This is a genomic window from Teichococcus oryzae (genome assembly GCF_008386565.1).
Classification (GTDB): Bacteria; Pseudomonadota; Alphaproteobacteria; order Acetobacterales; family Acetobacteraceae; genus Pseudoroseomonas; species Pseudoroseomonas oryzae.
The window spans coordinates 182,544-199,114 of sequence record NZ_VUKA01000001.1; the positions used below are offsets into that span (position 1 = coordinate 182,544).

Below are 16,571 nucleotides of genomic sequence, written 5' to 3' on the forward strand. Positions count from 1 at the left end.
CAGGATCCTCGCGGAAATGGAGACGGTGTTTTGCTCCGCCTTCAGACATCAGATTGTATGTTCATTGTTGGGTGCGTTTGTCAATACAATGCGACAGGAACGCTGATCTGCATCATACAATCAGCCAGGACATGGCCGGTGCCTGGGCCAGCAGATCCGCCACATGCCGCAACCCCGCGCGGAGTTCCTGCCGCCCGGGCGGCGCGCCGAGCGCGATGCGGAGGGCCTCGGGCGGCACGGACAGAGCGAAGGCATCGCTGCTCACCATGCCGATCTCCGCAGGGCGAAGCCGGCTCATGAACTCCCCGCGGCTCCAGCCCGCCGGAAGGCGCAGCCAGAGGTGAAATGCCGCCGGATCGGCCGCCATCTGCGCCGCCGGCAGCATGTCGGCCGCGATGGCGTGCCGCGCCGCGGTTTCCGCCTGGATGCCGGCCAGGATGGCGGCCGCCGTGCCATCGCCGATCCAGCGCGTGGCCAGCGCCGCCGTCACCGGCGATGCCATGCCGACCGTTGCCCGGATGGCGCCTGACAGGCGCCCGGCCTGCCGGGCATCCGGCACCGCCAGGTAAGCGATGCGAAGGGCGGGAGAGACGCATTTGGCCAGCCCCGACACGTGATAAACGATGTCGGGTCCGAGGGCCGCCATGGGTGGCGGGGCGCCGGGGAGGAGGGCGCCATAGGCGTCGTCCTCGATGATCGGGACGCCGTGGCGCCGGGCGATCGCGACCAGCGCCTGCCGGCGTGCCAGCGGCAAGGTGGCGATGGTGGGGTTGTGCAGGGTGGGGATGCAGTAGAGCGCCTTGGGGCGCTGGCCGCGGCAAGCTTCCTCGAAGGCGTCGGGCAGCAGCCCGTGGCTGTCCATGGCCAACCCGGCCAGCCGCAGCCGGAGATGCGCGGCCAGGCTGCGGAAGCCGGGATAGGTCAGGGCCTCGCAGCAGATCAGGTCGCCCGGTTCGCAGAGCATGCTGAGCAGGGCCAGCAGCGCGCCCTGGGCGCCGGCGCAAACCAGCAGCCGTTCGGCCGGCACCGCCACGCGGCCGGTCAGCCATGCCGCGCCCGCCTCGCGATCGGCCTCCGCGCCGCCGGCCTGCTGGTAGCGGAGCAGCAGGGCTGGGTCCGCCGAGGCGGCGAAGGCCCCGATGCCCTGTCGGATGCGTTCCCGCCATTCCGGGCCTTCCGGCAGCGGCGGCACGTTCATTCGGGGATCAGCCAGGCTCGCCGGCGCGGGGTGGCCCAGGGCGGAAGGCATTCGCGACGCGGCTTGCGCCGCGCGGATGCCGGGACGGACAAAGGTTCCCTGGCCCACCCGGCCCTCGACCAGCCCGCGCCGGCTGGCTTCGGTGTAAGCCCGGCTGACGGTGGTGAAATCGATGCCCAACGCGTCGGCGAGCAGGCGCTGTGGCGGCAAGCGGGTGCCGACGGCCAGGCGGCCGGAATGGATGTCGTTTTCCAGGGCATCCGCGATGGCCCGGTACAGCGGGCGGGCGGCCGGGCTGATGGCCGGAATCCAGGGCAGATCCGGGAGGGAGCGCGTCATCGCCGGCCGTTTCTCCATACAATAAGGTCAGGTTATCAGCCGAATGTATGTATGGAAAGTGGCCATGCGGCGGTCATCCCGACATCGCGGGATGGCGTGGCAGGCAGGCCGTCATGGCCTGCCTGGAGAAGCGGAGTGGAGGCTCAGGCCGCCAGATGTGCCGGGCGGGCCGCCAGCGCCTGCCGCACCCGCCCGCCGGGGCTGCCGCCCGGGATGCGCGCGGCGCGTTCCGCGACGGGGCGCAGCGCGCCGAGGTCGATGCCGGTGGACAGACCCATGCGCGCGAACATCCATGCCGCGTCCTCGGTCGCCACGTTGCCGGTGGCGCCGGGCGCGAAGGGGCAGCCGCCCAGCCCGGCGATGGCGGCGTCGAACACCCGGATGCCGGCGCCATGCGCCGCCATGATGTTGGCCAGGCCCAGCCCATAGGTGTCATGGCCATGGAAGGCCCAGCCGGCGACCCGCGGGAAGCTGGCGCGGCAGGCGGCGGCGAGTTCCGCCACATGCGCCGGATCGGCGCGGCCGGTGGTGTCGCACAGCCCGTATTCGGCATCCGGACGCAAGGCGGCGAGCTGCCCGACCAGCGCCAGCGTGTCCTCCGGCGCCACGCGGCCGGTGAAGGGGCAGTCAAAGGCGGTGGCGATGTTCATGCGCAGCCGGATGCCCTCCAGCTCGGGCAGCAGCGCGGTGAACTCGGCCACCGATTCCGCCGGGCTGAGGCGGATATTGCCGCGGTTATGCGCTTCCGACACCGAGATGACCCATACCAGGTGCCGCGCTCCGGCGGCGATGGCGCGACGCGCATGGCGGGCATTGGGCACCAGCATCTGCGGGTCGGCGCCCGGCAGCGCCAGGGTGCCGGCCAGGATCGCCTCGGCATCCGCCATCTGCGGCACGGCGGAGGCGCCGACAAAGGCGCCGGCCTCGATCCGCGTCAGCCCGGCGGCGACGCAGCCCTGGATGATGGCGAGCTTCTCGGCGGTCGGGATGAAGGGGCCAATGGGCTGGAAGCCGTCGCGCGGCCCCACTTCGACAAGGGTGACATCGGGCATGTGGGCGGTTCCTCGTTTGGCGCGCAGCGTGGCGCGATGGCGCGGCGGCGACCAGTGCCGGTTGCAGAAGGGGCACATCGCGGCCGGCGAAGGCTGCCCGCGGACTGCCCCGCGCCTGGCGGCCTGCCGAGCAGCCCGGCGGAACCCCGCCTTTGTTTTCAATGGCCTGCTGTTCCGCAGGGCCCGCTGCTGATACAGCCGTTCCCACGGCAGGACAGATGCGGGAACGCCAGCCATGTCTCAGGGCGAACATGATGCGCGGCTGCGCTTTGACCTTGTCACGCTCGACCTGTTCCAGGTCGTGGCGGAGGAGGGCAGCATCGCCGGCGCTTCCGCCCGCCGCAACATCGCCGCCTCCGCCGTCAGCCGCCGCTTGGCGGAGCTGGAGGCCGCCATGGACACCGCCTTGCTGCAGCGGCACGCCCGCGGCATCGCCCTGACCCCGGCGGGGGAGGCCCTGCTGCGCCACGCGCGCAGCGTCTTCGCCCTGATGGGCCGCATGCGGGACGAGATGGGCGAGCATGCCCAGGGCGTGCGTGGCCATGTGCGGATCGCCGCCAACACCTCCTCCCTTGCCGAGTTCCTGCCGGAGGAACTGGCCCGCTTCATGACGCACTGGCCCGGCATCCGGGTCGAGATGCAGGAGCTGCTCAGTTCCGAGATCGTCCGCGCCGTGCGCGATGGCGTCGCCGATGTCGGCATCATGGCCGAGAACGTGCCGGCCGAGGGGCTGGACAGCCTGCCCTACCGGGAAGACAGGCTGCAGGTCGTGGTGCCTTCCGGCCATGTGCTGGCCGGGGCGGCGGCGCTGGATTACGCGCAGACGCTGGATTTCCCGCAGGTCGGGCTGGCGCGCGAATCCTCGATCCAGCGCATGCTGGTGGAGGAAGCGGCGCGCCGCGGCCAGGTCATCGACCTGCGCGTGCATGTGAACAGTTTCGACGTGCTGCGCCGGCTGGTGCAGGTCGGCATCGGCCTGGCCGTGCTGCCCGAGGCCTGCATCCGGCCCTTCGCCGCCGCGATGGGCCTGCGCGGCATTCCGCTGCGGGATGGCTGGGCAACGCGGCGGCTCAAGCTGTGCGTGCGGGATTGCGCCACCCTGCCGGCCCCGGCGCGGCTGTTCCTGCGGCAGGCGGCCGGAAGCGGGGCGGAGGCGCCGCCGCCCTAGGGTAAGCCGGCTTGCGGGATGCCTGTCAGGCCAGGTGCCGCCGGAAGAAGGCGATCGTCCGCTTCCAGGCCAGCTTCGCCGCCGCCTCGTGGTATCGCGGCGTCGAGTTGTTGTGGAAGCCGTGCTGGGTGCCTTCATAGACATGCGCCTCATGCGGCACCTCGGCGGCCTTCAGCGCCGCCTCATAGGCCGGCCAAAGGGCGTTGATGCGCGCGTCATGCTCCGCGTAGTGGATCAGGAGAGGCGCCTTGATCGAGGCCACGCCAGCGGTTTCCGGCGCCGCGCCATAGAAGGGCACCGCCGCCTGGAGCTGCGGCCCGAGGCTGACCGCCAGGGCATTGGTTGTGCCGCCGCCCCAGCAGAAGCCGGTGACGCCGAGCCTGCCGGAGGAAAGCGGGTGGTTCTTCAGGTGGAGGGCGCTGTTGCGCATATCGGTGCGCAGCTTGCCCTGGTCCAGCCCTGCCTGAAGCGCCCGCCCGTCATCGTCATTCCCCGGATAGCCGCCAACCGGCGAAAGCCCGTCCGGCGCCAGGGCCAGGAAGCCTTCCACCGCCAGCCGCCGCGCCACATCCTCGATGTAAGGGTTCAGGCCACGATTCTCATGCAGCACGAGCACGGCCGGAAAAGGCCCGGCGCCGGTTGGCTGCACGAGATAGCCGCGCATCGTGCCGGAAAGGCCCCCCGGCGAGGGATAGCTGATATAGCGCGCCTTGATCCGCTCGTCGGTGAAGGAGATGGTCTGCGCCTGGCTGTAGCGGGGCAGGAGGGCCTGGGCCATGGCCAGCCCGCCCGCCGTAACGGCCGCGGCCTGTTGCAGGAAGCCGCGCCGGTCGAGGCGGCCATGGCAGTATTCGTCGTAAAGGTCAAAAACTCTTTGGTCGATCTCTCCCTGCGTCAGGGCGGGCGGTTGAAGGGGTGGATCGATGTCGGCATCTGGCATCAAGGACGTCCTTTCGCATCCGCTGGCCGCGCTGGCCGGCTCCTGGTGCCAGCCTATCCCGCGGCCGATCGTTCCGGCAGTGGGTGATGCCGGGCGCCGGGCCGCGCTTTCCGCCGCAGCCATCGCGCCCGGCGATGCCTCGCCTCGTCAGATGCGGCTGGCGGCGGGGCGGCCGGCCCTGCATCCTCGGGCAAAATCACGCGGAGGATGTTTCCGACCATGGCCCCGACCCGCCGCGCCCTGCTGGGCGCCGTTCCCGCCGCGCTGACCCTGCCTGGGCTGGCCCGGCCCGCCGGCGCGCAAAGCGGCACCATCACCCTGATCGTCCCCACCGCACCGGCCGGCACCACCGACTTCGCCGGCCGCCTGCTGGCCGAGCCGCTGGCGAGGCGCCTGGGCCAGAGCGTGGTGGTGGAGAACCGCGCGGGCGCCAACGGCGCCATCGGCACCGGCGCCGTGGCGCGGGCGCGGCCGGATGGCACCACGCTGCTGGTGCAGTATTCCGGCTACCATGTCGGCACCCCCGCCATCGTGCCCAATCTCGGCTATGACGTGGTGAAGGATTTCGCGCCGGTCGGGCTGCTGATGGACGCGCCGCAGGTGCTGTTCCTGCACCCCTCCGTGCCGGCCAAGACGGTGGCGGAGTTGGTGGATTACGCCAAGGCGCGCCCGGGCGAGCTCAACTACGCCTCCTCCGGCAATGGCTCGATGCAGCATTTGGTCACCGAGTTGTGGAAGCAGCAGGCGGGGCTCGACATCGCCCATGTGCCCTATCGCGGCACCGGCCCGGCGACGCAGGACCTGCTGACCGGCCGCGTGCAGATGTTCATCACCACCCCGCCGCCGCTGATGCCCTATGTGAAGGATGGCTCGCTGCGGGCGCTGGCCATCACCTCCGCCGAGCGGCATCCGGCGCTGCCGGAGGTGCCGACCATGGCGGAATCCGGCCAGCCCGGCTTCGTGCAACTGGCCTGGTTCGCCGTCTTCGCCCCCGCCGCCACGCCGGAGCCGGTGCTGAAGCGCCTGTCCGATGCCGTGGCCGCCGTGGTGCAGGAGCCGGATTTCCGCCGCCGCGCGGAGGAGCAGGGCGCCGTGATCCGCGCGCTGGAGCCCGCCGCCTTGCAGCAGCGGGTGCGCGACGAGCTGGAGGAATGGACCACGGTCGCCCGCAACGCCAACATCAAGCCGGAATGAGCCATGCAAGCGAATGATGCACCGAATGGCGGGCCGCTGGCCGGCCTGCGCGTGCTGGAGCTGGGGCATTTCGTTGCCGCCCCCTTCGCCACCCGCCTGCTGGGCGACCTGGGCGCCGAGATCATCAAGGTCGAGCCTCCGGGCGGCGACCCGGTGCGCCAATGGGGCGCGCGGCACAATGGCCATGCCCCCTGGTGGTCCGTGCACGCCCGCAACAAGCGCTGCATCGCGCTCGACCTGAAGCGGCCAGAAGCGCGGGACATCGTGCTGGGCCTAGTGAAGCATTGCGACGCGCTGGTGGAGAATTTCCGCCCCGGCCAGCTGGAAAAGCTCGGCCTCGGCGCGGAGGCGCTGAAGGCGGCGCGGCCTGACCTCGTGATCGCGCGCATCTCCGGATACGGCCAGGACGGGCCGTATCGCGACCGCGCCGCCTTTGGCGTGATCGGGGAGGCGATCGGCGGTCTTCGCCATCTGACCGACCATCCGCCCGGAACCACCGACCTGCCGCCGGTGCGCGTCGGCGTCAGCCTGGGCGATTCGGTGGCGGGCATCTATGCCGCACTGGGCGTGGTCGCGGCGCTGTGGCGGCGGGACCACAGGCAGGCGCCGCCCGGCCCGGGCGCCGAGATCGACGTGGCGCTGACCGAATCGGTGTTCTCGCTGCTAGAAGGCGCCTTGCCGGATTACGGCACGCTGGGCACGGTGCGGCAGCCTTCGGGCGGCGGCATCGCCACGGCGGCACCCACCAATGCCTACCGGGCGCGGGACGGGGTGTGGGTGCTGATCGCCGCCAATTCCGATCCGCTGTTCCGCCGCTTGGCGACGCTGATGGAACAGCCGGAGCTGCTGGAGGACCCACGCTTCGCCGGCAACCAGGCGCGCGTCGCGAACGTGGCGGAGCTGGATGCGCGGATCGGCGCCTGGGCCGCGGGCTTCGACGGCGCCGCGCTGGAGGCCGCGCTGGCCGGGGCCGACATCCCCTCCACCCGCGTCTTCACCGTGGCGGATTGCGCCGCCGATCCGCAGTTCCGCGCCCGGCAGATGGTGCGGGAGGTCGAGGACCCGCTGCACGGGACCATGCTGCATCCGGGCGTGGTGCCGCGCGTGGACGGGGCCATGCCGCCGCCGCGCTCCACCGGGCCGGAGGTCGGCGCCGACACCGACGCGGTGCTGGGCGGCCTGCTCGGCCTGCCGCCGGAGCAACTGGAAAGGCTGGAAGCGGAAGGGGTGCTGCGCCGGAACGGCTGAGGCGCGATGTGGGGGAGGGGCGCCGCCCCTCCCGCGTCACGTGGTCAGCCGCGCCAGGCCGAAAGGGTGCCGTTGTCGGACAGCAGCACCAGCGTGTCCTGCGCCACGGCCCCGGGAAGGGTGGTGGAGGCGGGCAGGCGCAGCCGCCCGGTGGTGGCGCCGGTGGACGGGTCGATCAGCAGCGCTTCCTCCCGCGAGGAAGGCAGGATCAGCCGCCCTCCTGCCAGGATCGGCGTGGCGAAGGTTGCGGGGTCGTCCTCGCGTTCCTTGCCTTCCGGCGGCGCGTTCAGGTCGCTGATCCAGCGCACCCGGCCATCCTCGCGGCCCAGCGCCACCAGCGTGCCGTCATCGCCCACCAGGAACAGCCAGTCGCCCACCGGGACGGGGGAGGCGGTGCCGCCCAGCTCGCGTTCCCAGAGCCTGCGGCCGGAGCGGAGATCCACCGCCATGGAGGTGCCGCCCATGCCCATGGCGTAAACGCGGCCCTCATGGATCACCGGCAGGCCGCGCACGCCGAAGATCTCGGCCAGGCCGCCGAAGCCGGCGCCCGCCAGGCTCTCGGTCCACAGCACGCGGCCATCCTCGGGGCGCAGCGCGATCAGCTCGCCCGACGGGAAGCCGGCCACCAGGAAGTCTTCCCACACGGCCGGCGCTGGCAGGCCGAGCGGCACCGCCGCCGTGACCTGGGCGCGGTAGCTCCAGCGCTGCCGGCCATCCTCCGCCGCGAAGGCGGTGAGCTGGGAATCGATGGTGGGCACGAAGACCCGGCCCCCCGCCACGGCGGGAGCGCCGCGGGCAGGCGCCTGCAGCCTCACCCGCCAGCGCGGCTCGCCATTGGCGACATCCAGGGCGATCAGCTCGGCCATGCCGGTGGCGACATACAAAGTGCCATCGGCGAAGGCGAAGCCGGCGCCCACGGCACCGGAGCTGTCCTCCTCGGGGCGGCTGTCGAAACGCCAGCGGCGGCGGCCCGTGGCAAGGTCATGCGCGGTGATCTGGCCATAGGCGTCGGACGCGAAGACCAGTCCCTCCGCGACCACCGGCCCCGTCGTGATGCGGCGACGATAGCCGCTGCCGGTGCCGGCATCGGCGGTCCAGGCGCGCCGCAACTCGCCAGGCAGGGACGGGTGCCCCGGCGCGTGGGCAACGCCGCCGCCGGGCTGCGGCCAGGCGTCGCGCATTTCCGGTGCCGGCAGCGCCAGCGGCCGGTTAGCGGCGGTGGGATCGACCTCCAACTGGCGCCGGGCGGCGATCACCGGCTGTCGCCGGCCGGGCAGCTTGGTCTTCTGCGTGCCGAACAGGCTGTCGATGGTGCTGCAGCCGGCGAGCAGCCCGGCGCCGCCGAGAAGGGCGGCGCGCCGCGTCCAGATCGTTCCGTTCATCAGACCCCCAATCCTGCCGCCAGCCGGCTGGCCCGTTCGCGCAGGCCCGGCGGCGCCGTGACGTCGGCCGCCAGCGCTTCCAGCGTGCGCCTGGCTTCCGCCTTTTCGCCGCGGCGGAGCGCCACCAGCGCCTGAAGCTCGCGCGCCGAGGCGCCCCATGCCGTGCCGGGCGTGGCCAGCGGGGCGATGCGCGACGCCAGCACCGCCGGGTCCTGCGTGTCCAACCCGTGCAGCACCCACATCACATTGGCAAGGTCGCGGTAAAGCTGCGGCGCGCCGCCATCGGCCGCCACCTGGTCCCACAGCGCCAGGGCGGCCTCGCGATCGCCGGTTTCCGCCTTCAGGGCCGCGGCCCGCAGCCGCGCCAGCATGCGGTATCCGTCCGGGCTATCGGCGGCAAGGGTGGCGAAGCGGTCGCCCAGGGCCTTCAGGTCGGCGCCCGGTGCTTCCGCCGTGCGGTGGATCTCCAGGAAGGCCTCGGCGCTGCGCGTGGCCTCGCGATGCTGATACCATTGCCAGCCCTGCCAGCCGCCGATGCCCACCAGCACCGCCAGCGCCAGCCCGGCCAGCATGCCGCCATATTGCAGGCCAAGCTTGCGTGCCCGTTCGGCCCGCAATTCTTCCTGCACCTCGTCGAAAATATCCGGCAAAGCTCCGGCCCCACTGAAAAGCGCGGCGGACCATAGCCTCCGCCGTCCTCCGCGTTAAGGGTGGCGCGTGTTTCAAAGGCGGATGGCAACCGGCGCGGCGTCGCCGAAACTTGATGCGTAACCATTACGATTTGCCGCCCGGCGGAAATATTTTGAAATATTATACGTCTGCCGGAGTCAGGCGCGCAGGCCCCAGTCCTGCCACCAACGCTCTGACGGATACGCAGCGAGCTGGACCAGCCGTGCCGCGGCAGGGGCAGGACGAACCCTCCCGCCCATCAGCATCGATCCGGCGACCGGCGCCCGCCCGGCCTTCACGGAACAGCCGGCACGATCCGGAAACATCCCGTCGCGGAGAAAAACTCAATGTCCGACGATATTGGTTCTCCCGTCCTGCCCCGCCCTTCCTCATCCGGCGGCGCGGTGGATGGTGGCGGCAGCCGCCCGATGCCTCCGCCCGCCAGCCGCCCCCTGCCGGGAGAGGGAATGACGGAATTCTCCTTCGCCGAGGTGGAAGGCGACCCGGTGGTCCGCCCGGTCACGCCGGCGGAAAGCTCCGGCGTCACGGAAACCTCGGCGGAGGCGCATGCCGAGGTCGGCATGGAAAGCGCCGAATCGGCCGGCGACATGGCTGAAGCGACGCCCGAGCAGATGGCCGCCAGCGGCGCGGAAAGCGGCGAGGAATCCGCCTTTTCCGACCTGCGCGGCATGGAAGGCTTCGTGATGCCGAGCCCCGGCGCCGAAAGCACCGTGCTGCAGGAGGCCGGAGCCGGCGCGGAAGGCGGCCAGCAGGAATTCTTCCCGATCCTGGCGGCGCTGGTGCCGACCCTGGTGTCCACGGTCGGGCCGATGGTGGCCAAGGCGGTGAACAGCCGGCTGTCGCCCCGTGCCCAGGCCGCCGTCAAGCGCGTTGCGGCGCTGCCGAAGCCGAGCGGCCCGCGCCCGCCCGCGACCTCGGGGGCCGGCGGGCTGGCCAGCCTGCTGCCCCTGCTCGCCAAGCTGCTGCAGAACGGCGTCAAGAAGGCCGGGGAAAGCGGCGCGACGGAAAGCTTCGGGGCCGAGTCCGGCGGTGTCGAGGAAGCGGTCGTCACCGAGGCGGTGGCGGCGATGGAGGTCATCCTCGGCACGGATGAGCGCCTTCCCATCCTGCGCACCACGGAAGATCCGTGGCGCCGTTATTGCGCGCTGCGCATCACCTTTCCCAGCGGCGCGACCTATCGCGGCACCGGCTTCTTCATCGGGCCCCGCGCCGTGGCCACGGCCGGCCATTGCGTGTTCCTGAAGAACCAGGGCGGCTGGGCCCGCAAGGTCGAGGTGATCCCCGGCTGCAACGGCACGAAGCGGCCTTTCGGCCAGGTGGAGGCGACCATCTTCCGCTCGGTCGGGGGGTGGGTCAGCTCGCAGCTTCCGGAATGCGACTATGGCTGCATCCTGCTGCCGGACAGCGCCTTCAACGGCAAGAAGCTGGGCCATTTCGGCGTCGCGGCCTTTGATGCCGCGGCGCTGGTGGCGCAGCCGGCGGTGATCGCCGGCTACCATGGCGACAAGCCCTTCGCCGAATTGTGGGGCATGGCCGATTTCATCAAGACGGTGGGCCCGAAGACGCTGGGCTACCAGATCGACACGGCCGGCGGCTGCAGCGGCGCGCCCGTCTACATCAAGCGGGGCGGCCAGCGCTTTGTGGTGGGCATCCACAATTACGGCGCCACCACGGGCAATTCGGCCACCCGCATCACGCAGCCGGTTTATCAGCGGCTGCTGCAATGGAGTAAGATGTGACGCCCTGACCGCCTGCGGCACAGGTCCCGGCCCGTGCCGCGCCACAGCACGAGGGAGCGGAAAACATGCTCGGGAGCGTGAACGGATGCGTGGTGCGGGCCGGCAGCCGGATGCCGGTGGCGGGGGCCAGCATCACTGTGGTGGGCGGGCCTTCGGCCATGCCGGACATCGCCCTGCTGTCCGGTGCCGATGGCGCCTTTGTCCTGGACGGGCTGGCGGAAGGCCGCTGGGTGCTGCAGGCCACCGATCCGTCCGGCGGAACGGGCGAGGCCGCCGTCCAGGTCTTCGACAACGCCGCCAGTGACGCCACCATCGAGGTGAACGGCCTGCAGCGCTGGATCAGCGCCACGCTGGTCGGGCTCGACGATGGCGCCTCTGACATGGCCTCCGGTCAGGGCGGCGTGGCAATGGCCACGGCGCCGCTGACCGCCAACCCCGCCGCGGCGGGCAGCGTGCGCGGCCGGGTGGTGCGGGCCGGCAGCGGCCGGCCCGTGCCCGATGCCGCGATCAGCCTGATCGCCGGCCCCGGCCCGGCGCCCGACATCGCGCCCTTGACCGATGCGGAAGGCTGGTTCGTGCTGGACGGGCTGGCGCCCGGGCGCTGGCTGCTGCGCGTCCTGGGGCCGTATGGCGAGGCCGGGGAGGCCAGCATGCTGGTGCAGGACCATGCCAGCGCGGAGCTTGTGATCGCCCTTGAGGAGCCGGGCGGAACCGGATACCCGCTTCCGGTTTCCCTTGTGCGGGGCATGGTGGTGCGGCGTGCCTCCGGCCGGCCCGTGGCCGGCGCCAGCATCAGCATCCTGGCGGGCCCCGGCCACGAGGCCGGCCCTTCCATCGCGCAGAGCGATGAGCAAGGCCGCTTCACGCTGGAATACAGCGGCACCGGCCGGCTGGCGCTGCTGGCCCTGGGTCGTGGCGGAGAAATGGGGGAGGTACAGTTGCACCTGCCGGGCGTCGATGCCGACGGCCCGGCGCTGCCCAGCTTCGCAATCATCGAGGTGGATGGCGGCGGCCAGCGCGGCCGGCTGGTCGGGCAGCTGGTGCGGGGCGATACCGGCATGCCGGTGCCGGGGGCCGTGGTGACGCTCGCCGATGGTCCCGTCGCCGCCGCCCCGAAGCGGCCCCCCGTCACCGACGAGGCCGGGCGGTTCGTCCTGTCCGGCCTGCCGCCTGGCCTCTGGACCCTGCGCGCCACGCTGCCCGATGGCGAGGTGGTGGAGGCCACGGCGCGCAGCAGCGTGGGGGAGGGGCCGGCGGAGGTGGTGCTGCGTTCCGGCCGGCCAACCCTGGCGCTGGATCTGGTGAACCGCCCCTGCCGCCTTCAGCAGGCAGGCGAGGAGACCGCCGGCGAACTGGTGCCGGAGCGGCTCAACATCGAACTGGACCCGGATTCGATGCGGATCCGCCGCCTCTGGTTCGGCTGAGCCCCCGCCGCCGCGCCGTTCAGCGGAAGCGGACGGTGCGGCCGGCGGGCTCGCCCTGCACCGCGTCCTCCCGCATCGCGACCTGGCCGCGGATGATCGTCATCACCGGCCAGCCGGTGACGCTCTGCCCGGCGAAGGGGGTCCAGCCGCAGGGGGAGGCAATCCAGGATTCCTCGATGGTGCGCCGGTGCTTCATGTCCACCACGGTGAAGTCGGCGTCGAAGCCTGCCACCAGGCGCCCCTTGTTCAGCGCGCCGTAAACGCGGGCCGGGCCGTCCGCCATCAGATCGACGAGACGGGTCAGGCTGAGGCGGCCATTGTTCACGTGGTCCAGCATGATCGGCACCAGGGTCTGCACCCCGGTCAGCCCGGCGGCGGTCTGCGGCCAGGGCTTCTCCTTGTTGGCGCGGGAATGCGGCGCGTGGTCGGAGCCGATGCAGTCCACCCGGCCATCGGCCACCGCCGCCCAGGCCGCCGCCATGTGCCGCGCCTCGCGGATCGGCGGGTTCATCACCGCGTAGCCGCCAAGGCGGTCATAGGCCTCGTCGGTCTGCGACAGGTGGTTCACCAGCAGCTCGACCGTCGCGACGTCGCGGAAGTCGCGCAGGTAGTCCAGCTCCTCGGCGGTGGAAACGTGCAGGATGTGCGCCGGGCGGCCGGTCTCGCGGGCCAGCGCCATCAGGCGGCGGGTGCCGAGCAGCGCGCATTCCACATCGCGCCATTCGGCGTGCAGCTTGTGCGGGCCGCCGGCGGCATAGAGCGGCTTGCGCTCCTGCAACCGGTATTCGTCCTCCGAATGGTAGGCGATGCGGCGGCGGCCGGAGCGCATCACCCGCTCCAGCGAGGCATCATCCTCCACCAGCAGGTCGCCCGTACTGCTGCCGGCGAACACCTTGATCGCGCAAACATCGGGCTCCAGCTCCAGCTCGGCCAGCTGCGCGATGTTGCTTTTGCCGGCGCCGACATAGAAGCCGATGTCACACCACGCCTTGCCCTGGATATAGGCGCGCTTGTCCTCCAGCGCCTTCTGGCTGGTGATGGAGGGGGTGGTGTTCGGCATGTCGAAAACGGCGGTGATGCCGCCCAGGATGGCCGCCTTCGTGCCGGTGGGGATGGTTTCCACCGCCGGGTCGCCGGGGTCGCGCAGATGCACATGCGGGTCGATCAGGCCGGGCAGCACGTGCAGGCCCTTGCAGTCCACCACCTCCGGCGCTGTGGCCGTGCCGAGGTCACCGATGGCGGCGATGCGGCCGGCGCTGACGCCCACATCGGCCCGGGCCTCCCCCCAGGGGAGCACACAGGTCCCGCCACGCAGGATGAGGTCGAAGCTGGTCATGGCGGGCTTTCTCCAGGGGAACGGTTGCCTTCGTCTTTAGGCAGATTCGCCGCCGGGGGCGACCCCCGCGCGTGAAACTGCTACGCATCGCCGCACAAGGGCGGCCCCGGGAAAGTCTCCCGGGAAGCCGCCACGGGAAGGAGGAACCGCCATGAGCCTCACCGCCAAGCTGCGCGCCGCCCATGCCGCCGATTGGGAAGCGGCCGCCACCCACCGCTTCGTGCGGGAATTGTGCGCCGGCACCGTCCCCACCGCCGTGATGCGGCGCTACCTGGTGCAGGACTACCAGTTCCTCGACCGCTTCGTGGCGCTGCTCGGCGCCGCCATCGCCAGCGCCGACAGCTTTCCCGCCCGGCTGCGCCTGGCGCGCTTCCTGGCCATGATCACCAGCGACGAGAACACCTATTTCCAGCGCTGCTTCGACGCCCTCGGCGTGCCCGCCGCCGAGCGCCGCAACCCCGTCCTGACCGAAACCACCATCGGCTTCCAGGCGCTGATGAAGGAGGCGGCGGACAGCCGGTCCTATTCCCGCTGCATCGCCGTGCTGCTGGTGTTCGAGGGGCTCTACCTCGACTGGGCGGAGCGCCACACCGGCCCGCCGCCGCCCGAGTTCATCCATGCCGAATGGATCACCCTGCACCGCAACCCGTTCTTCCGCGACTTCGTGGGCTGGCTGCGGGCGGAGCTGGACCGCACCGGCCCGGCCGAGGAAGCCGCCTGCGGCGCGTTGTTCGGCCGGGCGGTGGCGCTGGAGCGGCGCTTCTTCGATGACCTGTATGCGTGAGGCCGCTTCGGCTGACCGCCGGGGGTGGACGCCGCTTCAGGGAGCCTCGCCCAGCAGCTCGACATAGCGGCGGGCCGAGCGGGCGATGATGGCCGGGCCATCCCGCATCACATCCTGGCCGGCGAAGGCGCCATAGATGCGGCGGTACCGCCAGGGTGCCAGCCGGGCGGCGATGCGCCGCACCTCCGCCGCGGAAAGCGGCATCATGTTTGGATAGCTCCACATAAAAGAAACGCGCCGCGCGCCCGGCGCGACCTGCACGATGTCGCCGGGAAGCAGGGCGCCCGCGCCATCCGCCGTGCTGGCCCAGTGCAGCACCGTGCCGCCCGGAAAATGCCCGCCGGCGCGAAGCAAGGTCACCCCCTGCGCGATTTCCAGCGTGTCGCCATCCCAAAGCCGGATGGCCGGCGAAGGGCGCATGATCCAGTCCCGGTCCGCCGCGTGCAGATGGATGGTGGCCCCGAAGGCAGCGGCCCAGTCCTGCATCGTGGTGTAGTAGTGGGGGTGCGAGATGGCGATGGCGGCGATCCCGCCCAGCCCGTGCACCAGCGCCTCCGTTGCCTCGTCGAGCAGCGCGACGCAGTCCCAAAGGATGTTCCCCAGCGGCGTGGTGAGCAGGAAGGCGCGCTGGTTGATGGCGAAGGCCGGCACGGTTTGCAGGCTGAACAGGCCCGCCTCGTGCTGTTGCCAGGCATTGCGGTGCCGTTTCCGCAGATCGTCCCGCGCGATCCAGGACTGGCCGGAGGCGGGGATGTATTGGCGCTCATCCTCGCAGACCGCGCAGGCGGCGGGCGGGGACGCGGCGTCGGCGTAGGAGGTGCCGCAGGCGGTGCACAGGAAGATCATGCCGGCTTGCTCCGCTTCGGTGGCTGGCGCTGGGCCGTTCCGCAGCGGGCCCGATGCTAGCACCGTCCCCGGCCGGGCAGAAAGGCCGCCGGCCGGGGGGGGATTTCCGGGGGCATGTGGCCCCCGGCGGCCCTCAGCGCCGCAGCAGCGCCTCAGCGATCTGCACGGCATTCAGCGCCGCGCCCTTCAGCAGCTGGTCGCCCACCACGAACAGGGCGACCGAGCGGCCGGACGGATCGCCGAGATCGGCGCGGATGCGGCCCACCAGCACGTCATCCTGGCCCGAAGCGTCGGAGGGCATCGGGAAGTAGTTGCGCTCCCGGTCGTCCACCAGCTTCACGCCTGGGGCGTTCTCGAAGGCGGCGCGGGCCTGTTCCGGTGTGACGGGTTCCTCGAACTCCACGGTCAGCGCCATGGCATGGGCGCGTAGCACGGGGACGCGGATGCAGGTGATGCCGATCGGCAGCTCCGGCATTCCCATGATGCGGCGCGTCTCGGCCACCACCTTCAGCTCCTCCCCGTTATAGCCGGTGACGGGGTCCATCTCCGCATTGTGGCTGAACAGGTTGAAGGCGTAGGGGTGCGGCAGGACCTTGGGCTCGAAGGCCTCGCCCCGCAGGGCGGCGGCGGTGGATTGGCGCAGCTCCTCCATGGCGGCGGCGCCGGCTCCGGACGCGGCCTGGTAGGTCGCCGCATGCAGGCGGCGGATGGCATGGCGGGCCTGCAACGGCGCCAGCGCCATGGTGGCGATGGCGGCGACGCAGTTTGGGTTGGCGACGATGCCGCGATGGCCCGCCATCGCCGCGCCGTTCACCTCGGGCACCACCAGCGGCACCTCGGCATCCATGCGGAAGGCGGAGGAATTGTCGACCACCACCGCGCCGGCCTTCACCGCTGCCGCGGCGAAGCGCTTGGAGATGCCGCTGCCGGCGGAGAACAGGGCGAGGTCCACGCCCTCGAAGCTGGCTTCCTCCAGCGCCTCGATCGTGAGGTCCTGTCCCTTGAAGCGCATGGTCTTACCGGCCGAGCGCGCGGAGGCCAGCAGCTTCAGGCGGGAAAGGGGGAAGTTTCGCCGCTCCAGGCAGTGCAGCAGCTCGACACCGACGGCGCCGGTGGCGCCAACAATGGCGACAACCGGATGGCTGGCCACCTGCTGGTGCGGCTGCGCGGCAACGGTGTCTTCGAGGGTGGGCATGGTGTCTCTCTCGCGTTTGAGGCCGGAGAGACGGGG

General features: G+C 71.5%; 14 protein-coding genes. 6 read left to right on the plus strand and 8 right to left on the minus strand.

Going from position 1 to position 16,571, the window contains the following annotated elements; all coding sequences use genetic code 11:
- Positions 1-112: 112 nt before the first annotated feature.
- Positions 113-1,537, minus strand: a complete 1,425-nt coding sequence (locus F0Q34_RS00810) for an aminotransferase-like domain-containing protein (protein WP_149810246.1) — start codon at positions 1,535-1,537, stop codon at positions 113-115.
- Positions 1,538-1,680: 143 nt separating this feature from the next.
- Positions 1,681-2,589 (minus strand): hydroxymethylglutaryl-CoA lyase, encoded by a 909-nt coding sequence (locus tag F0Q34_RS00815; protein ID WP_149810247.1) that lies wholly within the window; start codon positions 2,587-2,589, stop codon positions 1,681-1,683.
- Between the two features lie 235 nt (positions 2,590-2,824).
- Here F0Q34_RS00815 and F0Q34_RS00820 point away from each other — a divergent pair, with 235 nt between their 5' ends.
- On the plus strand, positions 2,825-3,757 hold the full coding sequence (locus tag F0Q34_RS00820) for a LysR family transcriptional regulator (RefSeq protein ID WP_149810248.1): 933 nt from the start codon (positions 2,825-2,827) through the stop codon (positions 3,755-3,757).
- A gap of 25 nt (positions 3,758-3,782) precedes the next feature.
- On the opposite strand, the gene F0Q34_RS00825 is transcribed toward F0Q34_RS00820, so the two are convergent.
- Entirely contained in the window at positions 3,783-4,697 is a 915-nt protein-coding gene (locus F0Q34_RS00825) for a dienelactone hydrolase family protein (protein WP_149810249.1), read from the minus strand.
- A gap of 219 nt (positions 4,698-4,916) precedes the next feature.
- On the opposite strand from F0Q34_RS00825, the gene F0Q34_RS00830 reads away from it, so the two are divergent.
- Positions 4,917-5,891 carry a Bug family tripartite tricarboxylate transporter substrate binding protein gene (locus F0Q34_RS00830; RefSeq protein ID WP_241665243.1) on the plus strand — a complete coding sequence of 325 codons (975 nt, stop codon included), beginning with the start codon at positions 4,917-4,919 and terminating at the stop codon, positions 5,889-5,891.
- Positions 5,892-5,894: 3 nt separating this feature from the next.
- Complete coding sequence (locus tag F0Q34_RS00835; RefSeq protein WP_149810251.1) at positions 5,895-7,139, plus strand: CaiB/BaiF CoA transferase family protein; 1,245 nt, start codon at positions 5,895-5,897, stop codon at positions 7,137-7,139.
- A gap of 44 nt (positions 7,140-7,183) precedes the next feature.
- Here the strand turns inward: F0Q34_RS00835 and F0Q34_RS00840 are convergent, their stop codons facing one another.
- Positions 7,184-8,521, minus strand: coding sequence for an outer membrane protein assembly factor BamB family protein (locus F0Q34_RS00840; protein ID WP_149810252.1), 1,338 nt, complete (start codon positions 8,519-8,521; stop codon positions 7,184-7,186).
- The gene (locus tag F0Q34_RS00845) at positions 8,521-9,171 is read right to left on the minus strand and encodes a tetratricopeptide repeat protein (protein ID WP_149810253.1); all 651 of its coding nucleotides are present in this window, start codon (positions 9,169-9,171) and stop codon (positions 8,521-8,523) included. The genes F0Q34_RS00840 and F0Q34_RS00845 overlap by 1 nt, the downstream gene beginning before the upstream one ends.
- A gap of 366 nt (positions 9,172-9,537) precedes the next feature.
- Here F0Q34_RS00845 and F0Q34_RS00850 point away from each other — a divergent pair, with 366 nt between their 5' ends.
- Complete coding sequence (locus F0Q34_RS00850; protein WP_149810254.1) at positions 9,538-10,950, plus strand: hypothetical protein; 1,413 nt, start codon at positions 9,538-9,540, stop codon at positions 10,948-10,950.
- A gap of 65 nt (positions 10,951-11,015) precedes the next feature.
- A complete protein-coding gene (locus F0Q34_RS00855; RefSeq protein WP_149810255.1) occupies positions 11,016-12,374 on the plus strand; it encodes an MSCRAMM family protein in 1,359 nt (452 codons plus the stop codon).
- 19 nt (positions 12,375-12,393) lie between these two features.
- Here the strand turns inward: F0Q34_RS00855 and F0Q34_RS00860 are convergent, their stop codons facing one another.
- Positions 12,394-13,710 carry a dihydroorotase gene (locus F0Q34_RS00860; protein WP_149810256.1) on the minus strand — a complete coding sequence of 439 codons (1,317 nt, stop codon included), beginning with the start codon at positions 13,708-13,710 and terminating at the stop codon, positions 12,394-12,396.
- Between the two features lie 151 nt (positions 13,711-13,861).
- Here F0Q34_RS00860 and F0Q34_RS00865 point away from each other — a divergent pair, with 151 nt between their 5' ends.
- Positions 13,862-14,494 carry a TenA family protein gene (locus tag F0Q34_RS00865; RefSeq protein WP_149810257.1) on the plus strand — a complete coding sequence of 211 codons (633 nt, stop codon included), beginning with the start codon at positions 13,862-13,864 and terminating at the stop codon, positions 14,492-14,494.
- A 36-nt stretch (positions 14,495-14,530) separates the two neighbouring features.
- Here the strand turns inward: F0Q34_RS00865 and F0Q34_RS00870 are convergent, their stop codons facing one another.
- A complete protein-coding gene (locus F0Q34_RS00870; protein WP_149810258.1) occupies positions 14,531-15,340 on the minus strand; it encodes an MBL fold metallo-hydrolase in 810 nt (269 codons plus the stop codon).
- Between the two features lie 133 nt (positions 15,341-15,473).
- Entirely contained in the window at positions 15,474-16,535 is a 1,062-nt protein-coding gene (locus F0Q34_RS00875; RefSeq protein ID WP_174241960.1) for an aspartate-semialdehyde dehydrogenase, read from the minus strand.
- Positions 16,536-16,571 lie beyond the last annotated feature (36 nt).

Coding starts and splice junctions, on each gene's coding strand:
- F0Q34_RS00810 (WP_149810246.1), bottom strand. CDS start 1,537: ATGACGCGCTCCCTCCCGGATCTGCCCTGGATTCCGGCCATCAGCCCG.
- F0Q34_RS00835 (WP_149810251.1), top strand. CDS start 5,895: ATGCAAGCGAATGATGCACCGAATGGCGGGCCGCTGGCCGGCCTGCGC.
- F0Q34_RS00855 (WP_149810255.1), top strand. CDS start 11,016: ATGCTCGGGAGCGTGAACGGATGCGTGGTGCGGGCCGGCAGCCGGATG.
- F0Q34_RS00865 (WP_149810257.1), top strand. CDS start 13,862: ATGAGCCTCACCGCCAAGCTGCGCGCCGCCCATGCCGCCGATTGGGAA.
- F0Q34_RS00875 (WP_174241960.1), bottom strand. CDS start 16,535: ATGCCCACCCTCGAAGACACCGTTGCCGCGCAGCCGCACCAGCAGGTG.
- F0Q34_RS00825 (WP_149810249.1), bottom strand. CDS start 4,697: ATGCCAGATGCCGACATCGATCCACCCCTTCAACCGCCCGCCCTGACG.
- F0Q34_RS00815 (WP_149810247.1), bottom strand. CDS start 2,589: ATGCCCGATGTCACCCTTGTCGAAGTGGGGCCGCGCGACGGCTTCCAG.
- F0Q34_RS00870 (WP_149810258.1), bottom strand. CDS start 15,340: ATGATCTTCCTGTGCACCGCCTGCGGCACCTCCTACGCCGACGCCGCG.
- F0Q34_RS00850 (WP_149810254.1), top strand. CDS start 9,538: ATGTCCGACGATATTGGTTCTCCCGTCCTGCCCCGCCCTTCCTCATCC.
- F0Q34_RS00860 (WP_149810256.1), bottom strand. CDS start 13,710: ATGACCAGCTTCGACCTCATCCTGCGTGGCGGGACCTGTGTGCTCCCC.
- F0Q34_RS00820 (WP_149810248.1), top strand. CDS start 2,825: ATGTCTCAGGGCGAACATGATGCGCGGCTGCGCTTTGACCTTGTCACG.
- F0Q34_RS00840 (WP_149810252.1), bottom strand. CDS start 8,521: ATGAACGGAACGATCTGGACGCGGCGCGCCGCCCTTCTCGGCGGCGCC.
- F0Q34_RS00830 (WP_241665243.1), top strand. CDS start 4,917: ATGGCCCCGACCCGCCGCGCCCTGCTGGGCGCCGTTCCCGCCGCGCTG.